Source organism: Rhizobium sp. BR 250 (genome assembly GCF_047445855.1).
Taxonomy (GTDB): domain Bacteria; phylum Pseudomonadota; class Alphaproteobacteria; order Rhizobiales; family Rhizobiaceae; genus Agrobacterium; species Agrobacterium tumefaciens_I.
The window spans coordinates 161,882-185,030 of record NZ_JARWKW010000012.1 but is presented as its reverse complement, the minus strand read 5'-3'; the positions used below and the strand labels follow the sequence as shown (position 1 = coordinate 185,030).

The 23,149-nt window shown below is 60.5% G+C and carries 23 protein-coding genes; 7 read left to right on the top strand and 16 right to left on the bottom strand.

What is annotated here, in order from left to right:
• Window positions 1–115: 115 nt before the first annotated feature.
• The 5 genes from QD336_RS19260 (at window position 116) to QD336_RS19240 (ending at window position 4,738) form a co-directional block, all read left to right on the top strand.
• Window positions 116–1,288: an ABC transporter substrate-binding protein gene (locus tag QD336_RS19260; protein WP_499171784.1), complete on the top strand. Its 1,173-nt coding sequence runs from the start codon at window positions 116–118 to the stop codon at window positions 1,286–1,288.
• A gap of 119 nt (window positions 1,289–1,407) precedes the next feature.
• Window positions 1,408–2,271: a branched-chain amino acid ABC transporter permease gene (locus QD336_RS19255; protein WP_004445147.1), complete on the top strand. Its 864-nt coding sequence runs from the start codon at window positions 1,408–1,410 to the stop codon at window positions 2,269–2,271.
• Between the two features lies 1 nt (window position 2,272).
• Window positions 2,273–3,280 (top strand): branched-chain amino acid ABC transporter permease, encoded by a 1,008-nt coding sequence (locus QD336_RS19250; RefSeq protein ID WP_499171782.1) that lies wholly within the window; start codon window positions 2,273–2,275, stop codon window positions 3,278–3,280.
• Window positions 3,277–4,041, top strand: a complete 765-nt coding sequence (locus QD336_RS19245) for an ABC transporter ATP-binding protein (protein ID WP_499171781.1) — start codon at window positions 3,277–3,279, stop codon at window positions 4,039–4,041. The genes QD336_RS19250 and QD336_RS19245 overlap by 4 nt, the downstream gene beginning before the upstream one ends.
• Window positions 4,022–4,738, top strand: a complete 717-nt coding sequence (locus QD336_RS19240; protein WP_269343097.1) for an ABC transporter ATP-binding protein — start codon at window positions 4,022–4,024, stop codon at window positions 4,736–4,738. The genes QD336_RS19245 and QD336_RS19240 overlap by 20 nt, the downstream gene beginning before the upstream one ends.
• A 69-nt stretch (window positions 4,739–4,807) precedes the next feature.
• Here the strand turns inward: QD336_RS19240 and QD336_RS19235 are convergent, their stop codons facing one another.
• Window positions 4,808–5,662 carry an AraC family transcriptional regulator gene (locus tag QD336_RS19235; RefSeq protein WP_269343095.1) on the bottom strand — a complete coding sequence of 285 codons (855 nt, stop codon included), beginning with the start codon at window positions 5,660–5,662 and terminating at the stop codon, window positions 4,808–4,810.
• A gap of 124 nt (window positions 5,663–5,786) precedes the next feature.
• Here QD336_RS19235 and QD336_RS19230 point away from each other — a divergent pair, with 124 nt between their 5' ends.
• Window positions 5,787–6,983 carry an MFS transporter gene (locus QD336_RS19230; protein WP_269343093.1) on the top strand — a complete coding sequence of 399 codons (1,197 nt, stop codon included), beginning with the start codon at window positions 5,787–5,789 and terminating at the stop codon, window positions 6,981–6,983.
• Window positions 6,984–7,068: 85 nt separating this feature from the next.
• Window positions 7,069–7,965: a LysR substrate-binding domain-containing protein gene (locus tag QD336_RS19225; protein WP_269343091.1), complete on the top strand. Its 897-nt coding sequence runs from the start codon at window positions 7,069–7,071 to the stop codon at window positions 7,963–7,965.
• 24 nt (window positions 7,966–7,989) lie between these two features.
• Here the strand turns inward: QD336_RS19225 and QD336_RS19220 are convergent, their stop codons facing one another.
• The 15 genes from QD336_RS19220 to aztC all read right to left on the bottom strand — a co-directional run bounded on the left by QD336_RS19220 (window position 7,990) and on the right by aztC (window position 23,139).
• Entirely contained in the window at window positions 7,990–9,270 is a 1,281-nt protein-coding gene (locus QD336_RS19220) for a TRAP transporter large permease (protein ID WP_269343090.1), read from the bottom strand.
• A gap of 3 nt (window positions 9,271–9,273) precedes the next feature.
• Window positions 9,274–9,825 (bottom strand): TRAP transporter small permease, encoded by a 552-nt coding sequence (locus QD336_RS19215; protein WP_269343088.1) that lies wholly within the window; start codon window positions 9,823–9,825, stop codon window positions 9,274–9,276.
• A 129-nt stretch (window positions 9,826–9,954) separates the two neighbouring features.
• Window positions 9,955–10,950, bottom strand: a complete 996-nt coding sequence (locus tag QD336_RS19210; RefSeq protein ID WP_499171780.1) for a DctP family TRAP transporter solute-binding subunit — start codon at window positions 10,948–10,950, stop codon at window positions 9,955–9,957.
• A 21-nt stretch (window positions 10,951–10,971) separates the two neighbouring features.
• Window positions 10,972–11,874 carry an NAD(P)-dependent oxidoreductase gene (locus QD336_RS19205; protein WP_499171779.1) on the bottom strand — a complete coding sequence of 301 codons (903 nt, stop codon included), beginning with the start codon at window positions 11,872–11,874 and terminating at the stop codon, window positions 10,972–10,974.
• A 12-nt stretch (window positions 11,875–11,886) separates the two neighbouring features.
• On the bottom strand, window positions 11,887–12,189 hold the full coding sequence (locus QD336_RS19200) for a putative quinol monooxygenase (RefSeq protein WP_269343083.1): 303 nt from the start codon (window positions 12,187–12,189) through the stop codon (window positions 11,887–11,889).
• A gap of 17 nt (window positions 12,190–12,206) precedes the next feature.
• A complete protein-coding gene (locus QD336_RS19195; protein ID WP_269343081.1) occupies window positions 12,207–13,565 on the bottom strand; it encodes an NAD(P)H-dependent oxidoreductase in 1,359 nt (452 codons plus the stop codon).
• A gap of 262 nt (window positions 13,566–13,827) precedes the next feature.
• On the bottom strand, window positions 13,828–14,841 hold the full coding sequence (locus QD336_RS19190) for a LacI family DNA-binding transcriptional regulator (protein ID WP_269343507.1): 1,014 nt from the start codon (window positions 14,839–14,841) through the stop codon (window positions 13,828–13,830).
• Between the two features lie 162 nt (window positions 14,842–15,003).
• Entirely contained in the window at window positions 15,004–16,080 is a 1,077-nt protein-coding gene (locus QD336_RS19185) for an ABC transporter ATP-binding protein (protein WP_499171778.1), read from the bottom strand.
• 4 nt (window positions 16,081–16,084) lie between these two features.
• A complete protein-coding gene (locus QD336_RS19180) occupies window positions 16,085–16,915 on the bottom strand; it encodes a carbohydrate ABC transporter permease (protein WP_003525090.1) in 831 nt (276 codons plus the stop codon).
• 3 nt (window positions 16,916–16,918) lie between these two features.
• Window positions 16,919–17,863: a carbohydrate ABC transporter permease gene (locus QD336_RS19175; RefSeq protein ID WP_003525091.1), complete on the bottom strand. Its 945-nt coding sequence runs from the start codon at window positions 17,861–17,863 to the stop codon at window positions 16,919–16,921.
• 150 nt (window positions 17,864–18,013) lie between these two features.
• Window positions 18,014–19,273: an ABC transporter substrate-binding protein gene (locus QD336_RS19170; protein ID WP_127758036.1), complete on the bottom strand. Its 1,260-nt coding sequence runs from the start codon at window positions 19,271–19,273 to the stop codon at window positions 18,014–18,016.
• Window positions 19,274–19,310: 37 nt separating this feature from the next.
• A complete protein-coding gene (locus QD336_RS19165; protein ID WP_499171776.1) occupies window positions 19,311–20,483 on the bottom strand; it encodes a PLP-dependent transferase in 1,173 nt (390 codons plus the stop codon).
• On the bottom strand, window positions 20,480–21,172 hold the full coding sequence (locus tag QD336_RS19160; RefSeq protein WP_269343506.1) for a FadR/GntR family transcriptional regulator: 693 nt from the start codon (window positions 21,170–21,172) through the stop codon (window positions 20,480–20,482). The genes QD336_RS19165 and QD336_RS19160 overlap by 4 nt, the downstream gene beginning before the upstream one ends.
• 297 nt (window positions 21,173–21,469) lie before the next feature.
• Complete coding sequence (locus tag QD336_RS19155; RefSeq protein WP_499171775.1) at window positions 21,470–21,943, bottom strand: ribonuclease H family protein; 474 nt, start codon at window positions 21,941–21,943, stop codon at window positions 21,470–21,472.
• Between the two features lie 170 nt (window positions 21,944–22,113).
• On the bottom strand, window positions 22,114–23,139 hold the full coding sequence (aztC, locus tag QD336_RS19150; protein WP_499171774.1) for a zinc ABC transporter substrate-binding protein AztC: 1,026 nt from the start codon (window positions 23,137–23,139) through the stop codon (window positions 22,114–22,116).
• Between the last annotated feature and the right edge of the window lie 10 nt (window positions 23,140–23,149).

Below are 23,149 nucleotides of genomic sequence, written 5' to 3'. Positions count from 1 at the left end.
ATAACCGTCAGGTTATTTATTGCCGCCCTTATTTCATTTTACTTTAATGATCGCACTCACCAATCTTGCAGACTGGATCGGTGGATGGGAGCCACGGATCAATTGGGAGGAAATCATGAAATTACGGATCACCGCCGCAATCGCGGCCATCTGCTTCAGTTCCGCTGCTTATGCCGAGACGATCAAGGTCGGCGTGGTCGGTCCGTTCTCCGGCCCGTTTGCGCTGCAGGGCAAGAACTTCAAGGCCGGCATTGACGCCTGGTTCGCCCTTCACGGCAACAAGGTCGGCGATGACACGGTCGAGGTCCTTTATCGCGATGTGCCGCAGGCGGATCCTGCTCAGTCCAAGGCGCTGGCGCAGGAACTGGTGGTGAAGGAAGGCGTGCAATATCTCGCCGGCTTCTATTTCACCCCCGATGCCATGGCCGTCACGCCGCTGCTCAAGCAGGGCAATGTGCCGATGGTCATCATGAATGCCGCCACCTCGGCCATCGTGACCAAGAGCCCCTATGTGGTGCGCACCTCCTTCACCACCTGGCAGACCTCCACCCCCATCGCCAAAGTGGCCTTTGACGGCGGCGTGAAGAAGGTCATTTCGCTGGTCAGCGATTACGGCCCGGGCGTCGATGCCGAAAACGCCTTCAAGGCGGCATTCACCGCCGCCGGCGGCGAGGTGGTGGAAACCATCCGCATGCCGCTTTCCACCAACGATTTCAGCCCGATCATGCAGCGCGTGAAAGATTCCGGCGCGCAAGGCGTCTTCGCCTTCCTGCCGTCGGGCCCGACCACGCTCGGTTTCGTCAAGGCCTTCAACGATAACGGCCTGAAATCCGCAGGCGTCAAGCTCTTCGCACCTGGTGACCTCACGCAGGAATCCGACCTGCCGGCGCTGGGCGAAGCCGCACTCGGCATGCAGACGACCTTCCATTACGCCGTCTCGCATGATTCGCCTGAGAACAAGACCTTCGTGGAAGCCGCCGCCAAGGCGATCGGCAATCCCAAGGAACTGTCCTTCCCCGCAGTTGGCGCCTTTGACGGCATGTATGTCATCAGCAAGATGATCGAGGCCACCGGCGGCAAACAGGATGCGGAAAAGGCGGTGGACGCAGTGAAGGGTCTTTCCTGGACAAGCCCGCGCGGCCCTGTCAGCATCGATCCGGAAAGCCGCCACATCACGCAGAACATCTATCTGCGCGAAGTGGCCAAGGCGGATGACGGCAGCTATTACAACAAGGAAGTCCAGACCTTCGAAAAGCAGGGCGATCCGGGTCTCGCCGCCGCGAAATAACCGGCGACACCGGCCTCGCCGCCACCATAGCGGCCATTCTTGAAACGGTCGAACCGCCCCTATGGCGGTTCGGTTCCGGCCCGGACGGGCGTTGCAGCACCGGGAGGAGTTTTTTCAGCATGCAGACGGTCTTCAGCATCCTCATCGATGCGCTTGCCTATGGCATGGTCCTGTTCATCATCTCCATCGGCCTTTCGGTGACGATGGGGCTGATGCGGGTTGTCAATCTGGCGCATGGCGCCTTCGCCATGATCGGCGGATATCTCGCCTCCTACGCCGCCCATGGCCTCGGCCTCGGTTATGCGGCGGCGATCCTTGTCGCCATTGTCGGTACCATCGTCATCGCCATTCCGCTTGAGCGTTTCCTCTATCGCCGCATCTATGGCGCGCCGGAGCTGACACAGGTGCTGATGACCATCGGCATCACCTTCTGCATCATCGGCATCGCCAATTTTGTGTTCGGGCCGACACTCAAAACCATTCCCTTGCCGCAACAATTGGCCGGCCCCACCGATCTCGGCTTCCGCACCATCGCCACCCACCGCATCTTCGCCATTGCCTGCGGTCTGGCCGTGGCCGGCGCGCTGTGGTTCACCTTCGAAAAGACCGCCTTCGGCATCAAGCTGCGGGCGGCGGTCGATAATGCCGCCATGGCGGCGGCACTCGGCGTACGCACCGAGATTATCTACGCCGTCAGCTTCGCCATTGCCGTCGGCCTTGCCGCCATGGGCGGGGTCATCGGCGCGGAGCTGCTGCCGGTGGAACCCTATTATGCGCTGCGCTACATGGTCACTTTCCTCGTGGTGGTCTCGGTTGGCGGCGCGGGCTCCATTCCCGGCGCGTTGATCGCCTGCCTGCTGCTCGGCGCCATCGATACGACCGGGCGATATCTCGCCCCGGAATATGGCGAATTCTTCTTTTATCTGGCGGTCATCGTGATCATCACCTTGTTCCCGCGCGGCCTTCTCGGAAGGGCGAAATGAGATGGCGGTGCTCATGAACGACGTGACTGAAACGGCAGACACTCCGAAGACGCGCTCGCCGCTGCGCACGCTTGCGGGACCGCTCATCATCATCGCCGCCGCGATTGCCGGTTATTACCTGTTTCCGGATAATCTGGCGCTTCTGACCCGCATCATCGCCATTGCGCTCCTGGTGCTGTCGATCGATCTCGTCACCGGCTATTGCGGCGTCGCAACGCTTGGCCATGCCGCCCTCTTCGGCGCGGGCGCTTATGCGGCCGGCATCGCCGCTGCCCATTTCGAGATCACCGATCCGCTTTTGATGACCGTGATCGGCGCGGCGGCGGGCGGCGTGGCGGGGCTGCTTTCCGGCACGGTGCTGCTGCGCGCCCACGGCCTGCCGCAGCTCGTTCTCTCCATTGCCGTCATCCATTTGTTCCACGAGGCGGCCAACAAGGCATCCGGTTGGACCGGCGGCAGCGACGGGCTATCAGGCGTTTCCCCGGACGCGCTGTTCGGCACCTTTGAATTCGATCTTTTCGGCTGCACCGCCTATATCTACGGCGTCTGTTTGCTGCTCCTCGTTTTCCTCGCCCTCAAGGTGGTGGTCAATTCGCCCTTCGGCATGTTGTGCCGCGGCGTCAAGCAGGACAGCGTCCGCATTCAGGCCATGGGCGGCTCCGTCAACGGCACGATTTTGAAGATGTTCGTGATATCAGGCATCGTCGCCGGCATTGGCGGTGCGCTCAACGCCATTTCCACCCAGGTCGTCGGCCTCGACAGCCTCAGCTTCACGCTTTCGGCCGAGGGGCTGGTCATGCTGGTGCTCGGCGGCGCGGGCTCGCTTTACGGCGCGCTGATTGGCACCGTCACCTTCATGTGGTTCGAGGATGTCGTTTCCGCCGCCAATCCGTTCCACTGGCTCACCATAGTCGGCCTGCTGCTGATTGCCGTCGTGCTCTTCGCACCGCGCGGGCTTTATGGCGCGGGTGAGCAGATCATTGCGCGCATCCGTGGAGGTCGCAAATGAGTGCCATTTTCGAAGTCTCCGGCCTGCAGAAGAATTTCGGCGGCCTCGTCGTCACCAACAATGTCTCGCTGTCGCTTTCGCCGGGAGACCGCACGGTGCTGATCGGCCCGAATGGCGCCGGCAAGACGACCTTCGTCAATCTCGTCACCGGCAATATCAAACCCTCGGCAGGCACGGCGCGCATCGCCGGCGAGGACGTGACGGGTCTCAGCGCCAGCCAGCGCGTGAAGCGCGGCCTCGTGCGCTCCTTCCAGGTCACCCGGCTGTTTCAGGACATGACGCCCGAGGAACATGTCGCACTCGCCATCCTCCAGCGGGAAGGCAAGACGGGCCGGATTTTCGGCCGTTACCGCGCCATGCCCTCGGTCATGAGCGAATCCCGCGACATTCTCGGCACGCTTGGCCTTCTGCCGCTTGCAGAAACAAGGGTGCGTGAAATCGCCTATGGCCAGCAGCGGCTGATCGAAATCGCGCTTGCCATGGCGCTTCGCCCGAAAATTCTGCTTCTCGACGAACCGGCGGCCGGCGTGCCTTCCACTGAGACGGCGCGCATCGAACAGGCGCTCGACCGGCTGCCCGCCGACCTCGCGATCCTGATGATCGAGCACGACATGGATCTGGTCTTCCGTTTCGCCAGACGCGTCATCGTTCTGGCTGCCGGCGCCGTCATTTTCGACGGTTCGCCGGAAGACGTCACCAGCAATGCGGAAGTCCGCCAAGCTTATCTGGGAAGTTACGCCGATGCCCGCAGCGCCGCTTGAAATCGTCAATCTCACCGCCGGTTACGGGCCGACAAGGGTCATCGAGGGCCTGTCGCTTTCCGTGCCGTCGGGCTCGCGTTTTGCCGTGCTCGGCCGCAACGGCGTCGGCAAGACCAGCCTCTTCGCCACGCTGGCCGGCCAGACGAAACGTTTTGCCGGCGATATCCGCATCGGCGGACAGGACATCGCCGCTCTGCCGAGCGCTGCCCGTGCCAAAGCCGGCCTCGGTTACGTGCCGCAGACCCGCGATGTGTTTCCCACCCTCACAGTCGAGGAAAACCTCTTCGTCGGCCTCAAGACCCGGCCGAAATCGGCCATCGAGGAAGCCTATACGCTGTTTCCGCGCCTGAAGGAGCGCCGCCGCAATCTCGGTTCGCAACTTTCCGGCGGCGAACAGCAGATGCTCTCCACCGCCCGCACCATTCTCGGCCAGCCGCGCGTGTTGCTGCTCGACGAACCGCTCGAAGGCCTCGCCCCCGTCATCTGCGAAGAACTGATGGCCGCCTTCTCCAAACTCGCCCAATCCGGCGAAATGACGATTCTCCTCGTCGAACAGCGCATCCAGATGGCCATCGACTTCGCCGACCACGCCATCATCATGGAACGCGGCCGCATCGTCTGGGAAGGGCCGTCGAGCGAACTGGCGGAGAACCCGGATATTGTCGATACGCATCTCGGGGTTGGCGGGCTGCACTGAGTGCATCGGAGTGAAACCAGAAGGGGTTTGCCTGTCACAGGCATGAGAAAAGAGAGCGCATCGGAAAGCCTAGCCCCCAACCTCTTCCAAATCTGGAAAGGCCCCGCCTCGCCGTCGCGCCGCCTGGCGATAGGCACGCGGTGAGCTGCCCAGCATCCGCCGGAACATGGTGGTGAAGGCCGGGATGTTTTCGTAGCCGGCATCCAGCGCCACATTGGTCACCGCCTCCCCTGCGGCCAGTCGCGGCAGGGAGGCGAAGATGCAGGCCTGCTGGCGCCAGGTGACAAAACTCACCCCGAGTTCCTGACGGAAAAGCCGCGTGAAGGAGCGGCGGCTGATGCCCATGGCGGCGGCCCAGTCATCGATTTCCACCCGCGCCACAGGCTTATTCAGGAAATCGCGACATAATCCGGCAAGACGCTGATTACCGGGAAACGGCAATCCGAGCGGGCGTTCCGGCAAGCGGTTGATTTCATCCAGCAACAGTGCCCGCACCAGACCTCGCCGATGGAAGGCGACCGGCTGATGCTCTTCGCACAGCAACTCCGCAATCAGGCTGGAGGCAAGTGCGGTGATTTCCACCACTCTCGGCACCTCGGCCTGAAACAGATCGGGATGCACGTAGATCGAATGCATTTCCACCGTCGAGATGGTCTCCGATTCGTGTTCCAGCCCGGCGGGAATAATGAGCCCGTGGCCGGGCGGTATCATCCAGCGGCCATCTGCGGTGCTGACCAGAACCACACCGCGATGGGCGTACCAGATCTGCGTCCTGCGATGGCTGTGGATCGGGCCCCGGTGCCCCTTGGAGTAGGTACGGCAAAGCGCCAGCACCGGTTCGTTGGTGCCATCGATCAGGTTCAGCATATAGTCGTGGTCTTCGGCCGAGAAGGAGCCGTAGGTCAACGATTTGATTTTTGCCATTTGGCCCACTCACAAAGAAAATCGTCCAGAACACAAATGCAGGCCAGAAACAATATGAATAAAAGCGGGAAGAAAGAAAGACATGTTTCCCGCTGATCGGGCGGGAATCTCGAGAGGATTCATCATGGCCACCGTCACCAGCGCCGGCTTCAACCCGCAACGCACGGCGTTTTCAATCATCGCAGCCGCCAGCTTCTGCCACATGCTGAACGACATCATGCAATCGCTGCTGACGTCGCTTTATCCATTGCTGAAAGCCAATTACGCACTCGATTTCATGCAGATCGGCCTGCTCACCTTCGCCTTCCAGGTCACCGCATCGCTGCTGCAGCCGGTCGTCGGCATGGTGACGGACCGCTGGCCCATGCCATTCTCCCTGCCGGTTGCCATGCTGTCCACCTGCGCCGGCCTCATCACGCTCGCCTTCGCGCACAGCTTCGCCGTGCTGATCGCTGGCGCCTGCCTCATCGGCGTCGGTTCGGCGATTTTCCATCCGGAAGCCTCCCGTGTCGCCCGCTTGGCATCCGGCGGCCGCCATGGACTTGCCCAGTCCTTCTTCCAGGTGGGCGGCAATACCGGTACGGCCATCGGTCCGCTGCTCGCCGCCTTCATCGTCATCCCGCTCGGCCAGTCGAGCCTCAGCTGGTTCTCGCTGATCGCACTCCTCGGCTTCGGCGTGCTTTCCTGGGTCAGCGTCTGGTATACCCGTCACCGGCGCGCAACCGTCGGCAAGGCACCCGTCAGCCGCGCCCTGCCGCTGGCACGCGGCACGGTCATGATGACGCTTCTGGTGCTGGTGGTTCTGACTGCCACCAAGAACGCCTATCTCGCCAGCCTGTCCAGCTACTTCACCTTCTACACCATCGACAAGTTCGGCCTTGGTGTGCAGGATGCGCAGGTTCTGCTGTTCCTCTTCCTCGGCGCCTCGGCACTGGGCGTGTTCTTCGGTGGCCCGATCGGTGACCGCTTCGGCTCCCGCGTCGTCATCTGGTTCTCGATCCTCGGCGTCATTCCCTTTGCGCTGATGTTGCCCTATGCGAACCTGTTCTGGACAGCGGTTCTGGTCGTCGTCATCGGCTTCGTCTTCTCCTCCGCCTTCTCGGCCATCGTCGTGTTCGCGCAGGAGCTGGTGCCGGGACGGGTCGGCCTGATTGCCGGCATGTTCTTCGGCTTCGCCTTCGGTTTCGGCGGCATCGGGGCTGCGGTTCTGGGCGTTTATGCAGACAAGGAAGGCATCGAATTCGTCTACCGCATCTGCTCCTACATGCCGCTCCTCGGCCTGCTCACGGTGTTCCTGCCAAAACTGCCGAGCCACCGCTAAAAGCCTCGCGTTCAACGCTTTCCATCAAGGCGGTCACCTGTGATATTCAGGTGACCACCTTGATCCGTTTAGCGAAGACTTAACCATGCAAATCCCGATAAAATCGATCCTCGTTTTCCACGTTGCGGCAAGGGCAGGCAGCATTTCGCGGGCGGCGGAGGAACTGAGCGTCACGCCTTCGGCCGTTTCCCAGCAGATCCAGTTGCTGGAAGGCCAGCTCGGCACGACGCTAATGGCGCGGACCGGCCGCAAGGTGACGCTGACCGAAGCGGGCGAGCGGTATTTCTCGATGATCACCGCCCAGATCGAACAGATATCCGACGCCACCGACAATATTCGTGGCTTCCGCTCGATAACCACGCTGACGGTCCGGGCAACACCCACCGTCTCCAACAAATGGCTTTTGCCGCGTCTCGGCTCCTTTCTAGAAGAACATCCGGAACTGGAAGTGCGCCTCGACGGCACCAACGAGCCCACCGATTTTTCGCAGGAGCTTGTCGATATTGAATTGCGCCATGGCGATGGCCGCTGGCCGGGCCTATTCGTGGAAGGGCTGGTGGAGGAGGAATTCCTGCCGGTCTGTTCACCGAATTATCAGGGAGCAGGAAAGTTTCTGCCGGAAGAGCTGCAGAATGAGCGGCTGATCCATTCGGTCAAGGCACAGGCGCAATGGAACCATTGGTTTCCATTGGCCGGAGTAACAGCCGAAAAGCGCTGGCGGCGTGTCCTGTTCGACCGAAGCCACATGGCAATTGACGCCGCCGTTCTCGGTATCGGCGTGGCACTGGAAAGCACCTTGATGATGGAGCGGGAGCTGCAAGACAAAATGCTGGTCCCGGCCGTGGCGGATGCGCCGCGTATAAGGCTCGTCACGCAATGGATCGTTTGCCCGCATTCCCATCTGCGGCAGAGAAAGGTCTCGCTGTTTCTGGAGTGGATGCGAAAACAACGCGACGAGTGGCAAACCCGTCGCGTTGTGTGAGGTTTCAGGCAATCCGTTTTCTCGTCAATAAAGCCCCATAAGCCTGATCGGCCCGAGCGTCAGCACCGGGAAAAGCACCAGCGCGAAGATGGCGAGCGTCAGCACCGTCATCGGCGCTAGCGAACCGCGAATAACATCCTCGATCTTCATATTCGCCACCTGTGCCGCCGCAAACAGGCAGACCCCCACCGGCGGCGTCACCAGCCCGAGCGTCAGCGTCATGACAGTCACGATCAGGAAATGGATCGGATCGATACCCAGCGCCTCAACCGGCGGCATCAGCACCGGGATGAGGATGAACATGGCCGGGATCGCTTCCATAAAGATGCCGATGATCAGCAGGAAGACGAAGATGACGAGCATGCCGGTCATGGGACCGAGGTTCATGGCCTTCAAAAGCTCGGCCACCTGTTCGGGCAGCCCATCGAAGGTGAAAACCCAGGCGGCAAGCTGCGAGGTGGCGGCGATGAACAGGATGGTGCCGGAAATGCGCGCCGTGGAAATCAGGATTTCCGGCAGTTCCCGCGCCGGCAGGGTGCGATAGACCAGCACACCCAGCACCGCCACATAGACCACCGCGATGGCTGCTGCTTCCGTCGGCGTGAACAGGCCGCTGGCGATACCGATGATCAGGATAAGCGGGGTCAGCATCGGCAGGATGGCACGCAAACCGGTGACGACGACCAGACGGAAATTAAACGGGGTCGGCGGATTGTAGCCGTAATGCACCGAATAGAAGTGGTTGAAGACCAGAAACGCGAGGGCGATGAAAAGGCCGGGCACCAGGCCTGCGATCAGCAGCGTGCCGATGGACACATTGGCGATCGAGCCGGCAATCACAATCAGAATCGACGGCGGAATGATCGAGGAGAGCGTCGAGGTGCAGAGCGTCATGCCGACGGCATAACCCTTCGGAAATCCATGGCGCTCCATCGCCTTGATCTCGATGGCCCCAACCGAGGCGATATCGGCGACGGATGAGCCGGAGACGCCGGAGAAGATCACCGAGGAGATGACGTTGACGTGGCCAAGCCCGCCGGGAAGCCAGCCGACCATGGCCTCGGCGAAATCGAAGATGCGTTCCGCCACCCGCCCCCGCTCCATGACGGTACCGACGAGGATGAAAAGCGGCACGGCGACGAGGAGGAAGGAGTTCATCGACGAGAACATTGTCTGAGACAGCAGGTCCATGGGCATGGAGGTGAAGAGCCAGAGTGTGCCGACGCTGGCGAGCGCCAGCGCAATGGCAAGCGGCACACCAAGCATGCTGAGACCGAAAAAGGCGATGAGAAGAAAGACCGACATGGATCAATGTCCTGCTGAAATGGAGATATCGGCATGGGCGATCTCGTCCGCCGGCAGGCCAAGCTCGGGAAGCGCTATGAGCTCCCGGCGGCTGCGTAGCGATTCGATGATCGCGAGCACAGCGATGATGGCGGAGACCGGCAACACGATGCCGATGGCCCACATCGGGATCGGCAGGGTGGCGGCAGCCTCGTTCATCATGATCTGCTGGCGCACCAGTGTCAGGCCCGTCCAGCCCATCATACCGAAGAAGAACACGGATGAACCGACATAGATCGGCACCGCCAGCCGCCGGAAGAAGCGGTGAAACAACACCAGAAACACTACGACACGGGCGCTTTCAACGGTGCGAAAACCGGCGGCAAGGCCGAGGAAGACCATCCAGATGAAGAGAAAGCGCGTCGCCTCCTCCGTCCAGGGAAGCGGACTGCCGACGAGGCGGCCGATGACCTGAAGAAGAACGACGATGAGAATGCCGGCACAGGCCGCCCCTGCGGCTACATCGGCGATGAGTTTGATGATGGTGCCGAGCACCGAAGGTTTCGTATCGTTCATGACAATACCCTTCCACTGCTGAAACCGGATACCCGGTAAAACGAATGCCACCCTGCCATAACCACAAGGCAACCTTGCATGACGTCGGGGAAGGCCGGATCAAAATCCGGCCCTCCATGCGCGAAAACGTCAGTTCGTCTTAAGGAAAGCCTGCGTCTTGTCGAAGAACGCCTGGTCTTTCACCAGTGCGGAGAACTTCGCCGAAAGGCCGGCCGCCACCGCCACGAAAGCCTTGCGCTCATCGTCGGTCAGCGTGTTGACCTCCATGCCGTTCTTCTTCAGCGTTTCGAGCGACTTGTCGATATCGGCAGCGTCGTTCTGGGCCTTCCAAGCTTCCGTCTCAACGGCCGCTTCCTTAAGCGCGGTCTTGAAGTTCTCGTCGAGACCTTCGAAGCGCCCCGGGTTCATGCCCAGCACCCAAGCGTCGGCAATGTGATTGCTGATCGTCAGATACTTCTGCACTTCGTAAAGCTTGGCGCTGACCGGCACGTTGACCGGGTTTTCCTGGCCATCGACGACCTTGAGCTGGAGCGCATTATAGACTTCGGCAAAGGCCATCGGCGTCGGGGCGGCCCCCATGGCGCCGAAGAATTCGACCCAGAGCGGGTTGTTCGGCACGCGCAGCTTCATGCCCTTCAAATCGGCTGGCGATTTGATCGGTGCCTTGGAATTGGTGATCTGGCGCAGCGGCCGCGACCAGAGATCGAGCCCGAGAATGCCGATCTTGCTCAGATCGGTGGAAAGCTCCTTGCCGAGATCGCTGTCGAGATAGACCCGGAGCTGGTCGATATCGCGGAACTGATAGGGAATGGCGATGGCCGTGAACTTCGGATTGAACGTCGCGTAAAGCGAGGTCGAGTTCAACAGCATGTCCAGCGAGCCACCGGCCAGCTGCTTGACGCCCGCGGAGGGATCGCCGCCGTAAAGCGTACCGTTCGGAAACACCTTGATCTTGAGCTTGCCGTCCGTCTTTTTCGAAACGATCTCGGCAAACTTGTTGGCCGCGAGAGTGATTTCGGAATTGTCCGCGTCCGGTGTCGAAAGCGTCAGCGTCTCGGCATGTGCAATCGATGCGACCAGAATGGTGGCGGCCAGAGCCAGCCCGTAAAATTTTGAAATTTTCATGTGTTCCTCCCTTTGTTGTCTCTAGATGGTTTCGAGCGTTCCTCCGAACGCATTCATGCGCTTAATTTCAAGGATCACACCGCTGTGATCAAGCTCGCCCGCGCCATGCTCGACCATGGAGCGGAACAGCCGGTCAACCTCCTCGCCGACCGGTAAACCGAGGCCAAGGCTTCTGGCGAAGGCCAGTGCCGTGGACGTATCCTTCACCTGATATTTCGCCGGCCCGCCGGGGCGAAAATCCCCCTCCACCATGCGTTTTCCGTGCTGGCGGAAAACGGTGGAATCGGCGAAGCCACCAAGCAAAGCTTGCCGCACCTGCGCCGGGTCGGCTCCCCCCGCTTCAACCAGCGTCAAAGCTTCGGCGACAGCGCAGATCGTCGAGGCGACGATCAGCTGGTTGGCGAGCTTGGCGAGAGAGCCGCAACCCACCGGACCGACATGGGTGACGCGGCCGAGGCAATTGAGGAGTGGCCGCAATGCATCCACATCCCGCTGTTCACCGCCAGCCATGATGGCGAGCGTTCCTTCGATCGCCCCTTCTTCACCGCCGGAAACCGGAGCGTCGACATAAGCGACGCCATGAGCCTTTGCCGCCTCCGCCTGTTCCCGCGCGCTATCGACGGGAATGGAACTCATCACCAGCAGGATAGCACCGGGCTTCATGGTGGAAACGACACCAGAAGCACCGAGCAGAACCTCGTCGCAGACCGGCCCGGAACTCAGCATGCAGAGCACGACATCGGCCACGGCCACGGCCTCGGCAGCCGTTACCGCCGGCTGCACGCCCTTTCCCGCCAGAATCGCAGCCTTTTCAGCGCTACGGTTCCAGGCCTTGACGGAAAAACCGGCCTCCGCCAGACGCCCCGCCATGGGGGCACCCATAATACCCGTTCCGATAACGGCGATCTGGCGAATGTCAGCCATCGTTTCCATCTTTCAGAGCCATTGCCGGTTTAAAAAGCGCACCGGCAGCTCTTCTTCGATAAGAGCGGGAAAAGCCTCGCGAAACCGGTCGAGATGCGGTGTTTTCAGGTGGTTGTCGAAAGCGTGACGACTGTCATAGACCTCATAAAACACCACGTTGTTTCCAGTTTCCGGCCGCACCACATCGAATTGTCGGCAACCCGGTTCGTCCTGCACCGAATGGGTAGCATCATCGCGCGCCGCATCTAGAAAGGCGTCCATCAATTCGGGCTTCACCCGAAATTCTGCGATCACCACGAAAGCTCCCTTCGACATCGCTTGTCCCCCGTCAATCACGCCGCAGCGTCTTTTTGCGGGCGAAAGCGGTTTTCCATATCCTGGCGCAGCTTCACCACATCGAGATCATTGACCAGCTCCACATCGTCGAAGCTGACGATCTGGTCCTTCTTGATGGCGCGCTTCAGCTTAACATTATGGGCAAGGCCGATCGGCAGCGCCTTGATGTCGAGGCTGCGAGTGGCCGGAATGGCGTTTGCCCAGACCGCGTAACCGCCCTCGCCGTCGAGCATCTCGCCCGGCGCCATGTCCTTTTTCGCCGTGGCCACGGCATCGCCGCGGAACTCCTTGGAGCAACCGGTCGCTTCGTTGCGCAGCACGGCGGAAAGTACGCTGATCGAGGTTTCCAGCCCGATGATGTGAAACGGACGCCACATGGAGGCGTACCAGCCGGAGGGATCGGTCAAGAGGCCATATTGCTTGAAGCAGGCGCGGGCATATTCGTTATGCGCCTTGAAGGTGACGAAAACGCCGTAACGGATGTTGTTGAACACCTCGCGTCCGTCTGGCTCCTGGCTCGCGGCAATATCGACCAGACCGGAGCGCGACATACGACCGCCATCGGCAGCGGGGCGGAAGACGCGGGCAAGATCGTGCAGGCCGGCTGGCGGGAAGGCCAGACCTTCATCCGGGCAATCCAGCCCCGTGCCGTTGGCGACGGCCGCCATTTCGATGGCCGCCTTGGTACCGTCGGTGAAGGAATTGTACATTTTCGGATTGAAGTCGCCCTTGGCCACTTCCTCGTCCGTCCAGCCGAAATAACCCCAGACCGTGTCCGGTGTCGAATAACGGTAACGCGGCTCGAAATTCATGCCCTTACCGGCGGAAACCACCTCGAAGCCGCTGGCGCGCGCCCAGTCGACCAATTCGCAGATCAGCGCCGGCTGGTCGCCATAGGCCATGGAATAGATCAGGCCCTTGGCCCGCGCCTTTTCGGCAAGGATCGGGCCGACCATGACGTCGGCTTCGACATTGACCATGACGACATGCTTGTTGTGATCGATAGCGCCGAGCGCGTGGCGCGCACCTGCAAGCGGATGGCCGGTCGCTTCGATCACGCATTCGATCTCGCCGCAGGCGAAAAGCTCGTTTACGTCGTCGGTCACATAGGTCTTGCCGCTCTTCAGCGCATCGGCGCAACTCGTCGCGTCATATCGCTCCTTCGGCCAGCCGACGCGCTCAAACGATTCCCTAGCTTTGCCGACATTGAGATCGGCGACGGCGACCATATGGAAACCGGCGATGCGCTGCGCCTGCGCCAGCACCATGGAGCCGAACTTACCAGCACCGATGAGACCCACCCGGACAGGTTTGCCGCCGGCTGCACGCGCTGACAGAAGAGAATAGAGATTCATGTTTTGACATCCTTCGCTGGGGAAATTGCTGGCGAGAATGTCCAGACTGCCCGGCGAAGGCCATGCGATACCCATGCTGCGAAGGTTCACCCCTCGCGGCGCTGGCCACATGACGTTTCTGCGTTCCTCCCGGATCCCGGCACTCCTTTGCGCCGGCTCTCGCGGTCGCCTCCCAAAGCAACCTTGAGACCAGAGTAGGAGCGTTCAAATATTAGTTCTATTTAGAAAAAAAGATTTTTTATTTAGTTTTTCTAACAAGCCATCAGGCCGATTTACGCAGCATCAGATCGGCGCTGAGAAGAATGCGTTCACGCATCCGCGTCGTGTCATCTGCCTCTTCGTTCAGCTTCTGCAACAGAAGCTCGATCGACAGCCTGCCGATCTCGTTATAATTCTGCGCGACGGTGGTAATCGGTGGGCAGGCGTAACGCGACAGCGGATGATCGTCATGGCCGGCAACCCGGAGGTCATAGCCAGCGCCATGGCCGACCCTGATGCCCTTCTGGAAGGCGGCGGCGATCACACCAAAGGCAATACGGTCATTGGCGCATAAAACGGTGCGCGACGGCAATAGATCCGCTTTCTCGAATAACCGACTGGCTTCGTCGAACGCAAACCGTTCGAAATCCCAACGTGCAGGTTTTGCGACATCAAGCAGCCTTGGCTCGAAGCCCAAACGCTGCATCGCCCCCACATAAGCCATACGGCGCGTCACGGAGTTGGTGTTGACCTGTGGCATATCAAAATAGCTGGGCGGCTCACCCGAGCGACAGAGATAGTCAACGATCAAGTCAACGCTCTGGCGATTGTCGGTGCCGACAAAGGCCGACCGCTCATCGAGCGGCGAATCGACATAAACGATGGGGATAGTGGCGGCGAGCTCTTGGAGCGTCGAACAGTGGGATGTGACACCAAGCGGTGCGATGATGGCCCCGGCCACATTCATTGACTTGAATGTGCGGATGGCGCGGTTTTCGATTTCCGGCTTACCGTCGGATGACAGCACAAAGGCAAGAAAACCAGCCTCGTTAGCTATCAATTCGATGCGGTTTGTCAACGCCATATAGAATGGATCGGCATAGTTGGGAATGATGATGCCGATAATATTACTGCGGCGGCGATTGAGATTGACCGCAAAAATATTCGGCCGGAATCCCGATTTCTTGAGCGCCTCCTCTATGGCATCCCGTGTTTTCTTGCGCACCGAAGCCGGGTCATTGAAGTATTTCGAGACCGTGGGGCGGGAAAGTCCGACGAATTCAGAAAACTCTTCCATCGTCCTGATAGTTTTGGCCAAGTGCTTGCCCCCATGAAGATTACATGTGGCACTTTATAACGACCAGCCTTCGATGGAAAAGCCGGTCAACCGCGGTTATCAACCGCCAAAAGATCATTCGGTCGCAGATTGTATTTTCACTGCCCACGGATTGGATGGGCGTCACGCCTCTCCGATCCTTACCCCATTGCGGTCAAAGACATGCAGCCTTTCCTGCGGGAAGCCGACCCGCAGGGACTTGCCCGGCTGCAACAATGCCCGGTCTGATGAAAACAGCTTGAAGGGCAATCCGTGCACGGTGAGATGCAGGATGACACCGAGGCCGGTCGGTTCGACGAGATCGACAGTCGCTTCCACACCGCCTTCAGCCGACGCAACGACCACATGTTCCGGGCGGATGCCGAGCGTGACCGGCTCGCCATCGGCAAGCTTCACATCGCGGCCGAGAGCAAGGCGCGTGCCGTCACCCAGCACGACGAAACTGCCGCCACTCTCCTGACCGAGCCGTCCTTCGAGAAAATTCATGCCGGGCGAACCGATGAAACCGGCGACGAAAAGATTGGCCGGGCGGTCGTAAAGATCGAGCGGCGCGCCGATCTGCTGCACATGCCCGGCATTCATGGCGACGATACGCGAGGCAAGCGTCATCGCCTCGATCTGGTCATGGGTGACGTAGACCGAGGTTGCGCCGAGATCGGCATGCATGCGCTTGATTTCGGCGCGCATCTGTTCGCGCAGCCGGGCATCGAGGTTTGAGAGCGGCTCGTCGAACAGGAAGGCCTTTGGCTGGCGCACGATGGCGCGGCCCATGGCGACACGCTGGCGCTGGCCGCCGGAGAGCGCCTTCGGGCGGCGGGCGAGATAGGGATCAAGGCCGAGTTTTGCGGAAGCACCCGAGACCGCCGCCGCAATTGTTTCTTTCGGGCTGCGGCGCAGGCGCAGGCTGTAACTCATATTGTCGGCGACGCTCATATGCGGATAAAGCGCATAGGACTGGAATACCATGGCGATATCCCGGTCTTTCGGCCTGCGATCGTTGACACGTTCGCCGTCGATGGACAGGTCGCCCGACGAGATTTCTTCCAGACCGGCGATCATGCGCAGCAGCGTCGATTTCCCGCAGCCTGAGGGGCCGACGAGGACGATGAATTCGCCATCCTCGATCTTGAGATCGACGCCGTGCAGCACGGCGAGATCGCCATAGGTCTTGCCGACATTCTTCAGCTCGATGGAAGCCATGGGATTATCCTTTCACCGCGCCGGCCGTCAGGCCCTGCACGAGATAACGTTGAATGAGCAGGAAGAAGAGGCAGGCCGGAATGAGCGCCAGAACGCCCGCCGCCATCATCTGCCCGAAATCGACGGAGAATTTGGAAACGAAGGTCAGAAGGCCAACCGGGAAAGTGGCGCTCTGGTTGCCGGAAATCAGCATCAGCGCAAACAGAAGCTCGCTCCACGCGGCGGTGAAGACGAAACCAAGCGTGGCGGCGATGCCCGGCAGCGTCAGCGGCAGGATGATCTGGCGGAAGGCCGTAAACCGGCTCGCCCCGTCGATCATCGCCGCCTCTTCCAGATCCTTCGGAATGCCATCGAAGAAGGACTGCATCAGGAAGGTGGCGAAGGGAACGTTGAAGGCGGTGTAGACGATGACGAGGCCCGTCAGGCTGTTGGTGAGGCCGAGCGGCGACAGCATCTTGAAGATCGGCGCGACCAGCATGACCAGCGGGAACATCTGGGTGATCAGCATCAGGGCGACGATCCAGTATTTGCCCTTGAAACGGAAGCGTGACAGCGCGTAACCCGAGAGCGAAGAAAGTATCGTTACGGCAATTGCCGTGGAGCCCGCGACGATGACGCTGTTCTTAAAAAACGTCGGGAAGGCACTGTTTTCTATGACGAAACGATAATGATCCCATGTCGCCCGCGACGGCCACATCCTGACACCTTCGCTATAAAGCAGATCGTTCGGCGTGACGGACACCTTGAGCAACCAGAACAGCGGGAAGAGCGCAAAGGCGATATAGGTGAGGATCGCCAGACGATGGGCAAGGGTCAAAAATATCCTTGATGTCATCGGTCAGTCCTTCTCGATCAGGCGCTGGCGCAACAGCACGATCAGCATGGAATAGGCAAGCAGCAGCACCAGAAGCACTAGCGCAATGGCCGAGGCATAACCGAAATCCAGACGCCGGAAGGCCTGGGTGAAGATGTAACTGGCGACGATCTGGGTGCGGTCGGCCGGTCCGCCATTGGTCATGACAATGATGAGATCGGCGAAATTGGCGATCCAGACAGTGCGCAGCAGAATGGTGATGGCGATGGTGGGCGCCAGAAACGGCAGCGTGATGGAGGTGAAACGCTGCAGCGGGTTTGCCCCGTCAATTTCCGCCGCCTCATAAAGATCGCGCGGGATCGCCTGAAGGGCCGCAAGCAGGGTGATGGCGAAGAAGGGAATGCCCCACCAGACATTGGCGATGATCGGCCCCCACATGGCCAGCTGCGGATCGGCGAGAATATTGTTGGGCGCGGATAAAAGCCCGAGCGAGACCATCCAGTGCGGCAGCGGCCCGATGACCGGGTTGAACAGCCACGCCCAGTTGAGACCGGCAAGGAAGGTCGGCACGGCCCATGGCAGGAATACCAGCGCCTGCGCCAGCCCCCTGCCCGCGAAGGGTTTATCGAGCAGCAGCGCCAGAATGAGGCCGAAGAAGAATTGCAGGAAAACCGAAGCGCCGGTCCACCACAACGTGTTTTTCAGCGCCCGGTAGAAGGCCGCATCCTGCGACAGAGCCTCCAGATGTTTCAGGCCAACGAAACCACCGGAGAAGGGATTGAGCAGCTGCACATCACGAAAGGCATAGGAAAGGCCAAGCACCAGCGGCACCAGCATGACGGCGACGATGAGCACCAGCACTGGAGCGCTGTAGAGCCAGGGTTCGGCCCAATCGGCGAACCGCCGCATCGCAGGCTTGCCAGCCGGTTTGCGCGCGGCCACTGGCCCGGCGCCATGGGCATAGGACATTGTATCGCTCCCTGATCGGACGACGGAACGGACGGGTTTTCCAGCCTCTCGGCTCACCGATCCGAAAAATTGCGAGGAAAAGGCCTGTCGCAGCGAAGGCCGGCAAGACCGCCGCACGGGCATTTGCGCCCGCGCAGCCGGTCAATGTCGTTACTTCGAGGCCAGGAACTTCTGCTGCGCCTTGGTCATGTAATCAGCCCATTGCTTGGCAAGGTCTTCCGGCGTGATGTCGCCGAGCAGCGCTTCCTGCGATGTCTTGATCACAAGCGAGTCCTTGAAGAAGGCGAATTCCTCAAGATAGGTCGGCATCGTCGTCGGCACGGCGTTCTTGTCAGCCAGTTCGTCGAACCAGCCCTTGAACTGCTCGCTGGCATAGAAGGGGTCCTTCTCCGCCGACTTGTGCACCGGCAGCGCGCCCGTCTTCTTGTTCCACTCGATATTGCCTTCCGGCCCTTCAAGCGTCTCGATCAGCTTCCAGGAAAGGTCCTTGTTCTCGGATTTCGACATCATCGACCAGCCGGCGAAACCGATCGTCGGGAAGGTCTTGCCGTCGGGGCCCTTCGGCATGGTCATGACGCCGAAATCTTCCGGCTTCATGCGCTGGGCAATGGCGATCAGCGCATCCGGGTCCTGATCGAGGAAGGCGCAGGTGCCGGAATAAAAGCCGGCGACAATCTCGTTGAAGCCCCAGTTGACGCTGTCTTTCGGCGCGTAACCGTTCTTGTAGAGATCGATCACATAGGTCAGGCCCTTCACCCAGCCGGGGCTGTCGAAGGTGGAGGTGCCGTCCTTGGTGAAGAACTCGTTCGAACCGGCCATGGATGCGCCGAACATGACCCAGCCATTGAGGCCGCCCGGCCCGCCGCGCAGGCAGTAACCAGATTTGCCGGGAAGGGCCGCGACCTTCTTGGAGGCATCGGCAAATTCCTCGAGGGTCTTTGGCGGCTCCTTCACGCCGGCTTCGGCCAGCAGTTTCTTGTTGTAGAACATGGCGCGCAGGTAGAAACCATAGGGCAGCATATAGGCCGTATCCTTGACATCGCGGCCGAGTTCGAGCGTGCGCTCGCTCAGGCCCGCGGTGTGCTCCCACTTGGCGAGATAAGGCTCAAGGCTTTCGAGCATGCCGTTATTGGCATAGAGCGACAGCCAGGTGTCGGGCATTTCCATCACGTCAGGCACATCGCCGGCCGAGACCATGGTGGCGAATTTCTGGAAGGCCTCGCTCCACGGCAGGGAGATGATCTCCACCTTGGTACCGGGATTGGCCGCCTCGAATTTCGAGACGATACCCTTCAGCGTCTCGGTGCGCTCCGGGCTGGTGATGACCTCGACCAGTTTCAAGGTCGTGTCCGCCAGCGCCGTTCCGGTCATCAGGGCGGTGAAGATTGCTGCTGTTACCAGTTTTTTCATGTCGTTCTCCCCTTTTTGTGGTCAGTTTAAAAACACGTCAGGCGGCGGTGGCTGCCTTTATCGCGGGTTCGAGATCGTTCCAGAGCGCTTCCGTGCCCTCCAGCCCGACATGCAGGCGCACCGAACGCGCGCTGATGCCGAAGGTGTGGGCGGAGTTTGGCTGCGCCTTCTGTTCGAGCACCACTTCACCGGGAACGATCAGGCTTTCATGCCCGCCCCAGGAAACACCCAGTTTGAAAAGCTTGAGGCGGTCGGCAAAAGCGCGCACGTCCACCCCTTCCTTGAAGATGAAGGAAAACAGGCCGGAGGTGCCGTTGAGGCCCGGCGGCAGGCGGTTCGCCAGCCCCGGATGGCAGACCGTTTCCACCACATCCAGCGCATGAAGACGGGTTGCGATATCCAGCGCCGAGGCCTGATGCGCCCTCATGCGCAGCGGCAGGGTGCGAAGCCCGCGGATAAGCAGCCAGGCATCGAAGGGCGACATCTTGCCACCGAGATAGGGATAAGTTTCCGCCCGGATACGGTCGATCATCGCCTTGGAACCGGCCACCACGCCGGAGACCACGTCGCTATGGCCGCCCAGATATTTCGAGGCGGAATGCAGAACGAGATCGACGCCGAGCGAAATCGGCTGCTGGAAGACCGGGCTCGCCCAGGAATTGTCAATGACGGTGACGGCACCGTGCCGTTTGCCGATGGCGGCCAGCGCGCCGACATCATGGGCTTCCATCACCCAGCTTGTCGGGCTTTCCATGTAGAAGAGCTTCGCGCCCGGCATCGCCTTTTCAACCGCCGCCTCGTCGCGGCCGTCGACATAGATAACCTCGATATTCATGCGTTGCATAAAGGTGCCGAACAGGCGGAACGCATCGGGATAGACGTGGCGCACCGCGACGATCCGATCACCCGGCGAGACGAAGGAAAGCACGGTGGATGAGATGGCCGACATGCCGCTTGCAAAACCCAGCGCATCTTCCGCACCTTCGAGCTTGGCCAGCATTTCTTCAAACAGTCGAACAGTGGGGTTCAGCCCGCGCGTATAGACCGGTCGCACCTTCTCGCCCCGATAGGTGGAGACCATTTCATCATAGCTGGAAAAGGTGAAAAGCGAGGTCTGCACGATGGGGGGCACCACGGCCTCGAAGGCGTGAGCTTCGTCATGGGCGACGATCAGGGAGGCGGGATCGAAGAGATCGTTGCCATGGTTCATTTCGACATGTCCTTGATATCTTCCTCGACGACGGCGAGGATTTTCAGTGTTTCTTCCCGCGCCGTCTCCGCATCACCGGCGGCGATCGCGTTGAACAGGGTGCGGTGAAAGGGAAAGGAGCGACTTGCGAAATCCGGCCGGTCGAAGGGCTTCAGCCAGAAACGTTCGAAACCTTCGCGCATCTGCTCCAGCAGCTGCTTGAACAGCGAATTATGCGTGGCGTCATAAATCGAAAGATGGAAGGCAAGGTCGGCCTTGCCGGAGGTGCCTTCGGCCAGATGCACGCGTTCCATCTCATCGAGCCGCGCTTCCATGGTGGCGATATCCTCCGCCGTGCGGCGGCGGGCGGCGGCCATGGAAGCTTCCACCTCGATGCCGCGCCGCACTTCCAGCGTCATCAGCAACGCGTCACGCAGGCTTTCGGCATCGATGGAAATAGGCATATGCACGGTGGCGGCGGAAATCGGCTTCAGCAGATAATTGCCGCTGCCCTTGCGGCTGTCGATGACGCCGAGTGCCTGAAACTTGCGGATGACTTCGCGAATGGTTGACCGGCCTACAGCCAGCGCCGCCATCAGTTCGCGCTCCGCCGGCAACCGGTCTCCCGCCTTCAGTCCGGCCCGCTCGACATAATCGGACAATGCGGCCTCGACCTGGCGCACACGGTCGCTCGGCGGAATGGGCTGCATGAGTTCGCGGTTGGGTCTGTCCAAGACGCATCCCCTAAATTGGTCTGACATCTTACCATTTCAAACGGCAAATCGATTGTCAACCGTCAACGAAGGGGTGACGCGCCACGCTCCAGGCGCGGGGTCCGAAACGACCTCCAAACCCCTGAAACAATTCAGGCAACCCCGTGCGTGGTCATGTGGGTTCACGGTCCGGCAAAAGTACCGGCGCAATCGCTCGATACGGAAAAGGTCGAGACTGGGGACGGCTGAAATGAATAATTTTAGGCGTGAATGACGGTGACTGGCGACCGGCGGTTAAGTCGCCGCCCTACGGGCGACATCACGCGCCAATGCATCGGCACGTTCATTGCCGGCTGTGCCGGAATGCCCTTTGCACCATTCCACGACCACATGGGGATGCCGCTCGAGCAGCTTGTCGAGCTGCTGCCAGATTTCCCTGTCGGGGATCGGTCTTCGGCGGGCGCGCTGGTTGGGCGTGATCCGCTTCCAGCCGTTGTTGCGCCAGATCGCCCTATAACGGCAGCAGCCCTCAATCACATGAACTGCATCCGTCCAGAGCGTGACTGCGCGCGTTGGCGCCTCGGCGGCGATCCAGGACATTGCGTTCAGGACGGCGAGCACCTCGAAACTATTGTTTGATGTGCCAACCGTCTTGCCCGAGGCGGAATGGACTTGGTGGCCTGCCTCATGAACAACGAACGCCCATCCTCCAGATCGGGAGGCATCGTCGAAGGAGCCGTCGGTGAAGATGTGAAGCGCATCGGACATGAGAGGGTGTGTAGCACCGAAATGGAAGCCACTAAAGGAACAGCCATTGCAAAGGGATTCTTGCGTTCCGATGCCGCCTCGCGTTCCTCGGCAAGCGGCAGGGGTGCCACCACGAAAGCAGAGAGGGCAGCGCAAGCCACCCTCTCCCAACTCATGCGAAACTGCCCGTTTTACTGGCCGAGAACGGCAGCCGTAATCGTCTGCATGTTGTGGTTGACCATGTCGATATAGGTCGCAGCCGGGCCGTCGGCTGTCGAAAGCGCGTCGGAATAAAGCGTGCCGCCAACCTTCAGGCCGGTTTCGCTGGCGATCTGGTCGATCAGCCGCTTGTCGGTGATGTTTTCGACGAAGATGGCCGAGGCCTTGTCGTGCTTCACCTGATCCACCAGCTTGGCGACATCGGCGGCCGAGGCTTCGGATTCCGTCGATACGCCCTCCGGCGCGAGGAAGTTCAGGCCATAGGCATGCTCGAAATAACCGAAGGCATCGTGCGAAGTAATGATGACGCGCTTTTCCGGCGGGATCGCGGCAATCTCGGTCTTCACCTTTTCGTTCAGAGCGGCAAGCTTGGCGATATAGGCATCCGAATTGGCGGTGTAGGTGGCGCAACCGGCCTTGTCGACCTCGCAAAAGGCGCCGGCAATATTCTTGACGTAGATTTCGGCGTTCTTGATCGACTGCCAGGCATGCGGGTCGAACTCACCGTGATGGTGATGCCCCTCATGGCCGTGATCGTGGTCATGGGCCTCGGCCGTCTCGTGTTTGTGGCCGGCTTCCTCCGCCTTGTGGTCGTGACCTTCCTCTTCCTCGGCTTCCGGATGGGCGTGACCTGCCGGCTCGTCGGAAAGCCTGAGCGGCTCCACACCCTTGGTCAGTTCCACCACCGGCGCCTTGGTGCCGCTGGTGTCGATCAGACGCTTCAGGAAGCCTTCGAATTCCAGGCCATTGACCAGCACCACATCCGCCTTGCTGACGGCGACGGCATCGGCCGGGCGCGGCTCATAGACATGGGCGTCGCCATCCGGCCCCACCAGCGTGGTGATATCGACCCGGTCACCACCGACATTTTTGGCGAAATCGGCGATGATCGAGAAGCTGGCTACCACCTTGAGTTCGGCGGCGGACGCCTGCGCCATCAGGACCGGAGAGAGGGAAAGAAGGCTGACGCCGGTGGCTAGGCGGAGGGTTTTGAACATGAAGGTTCTC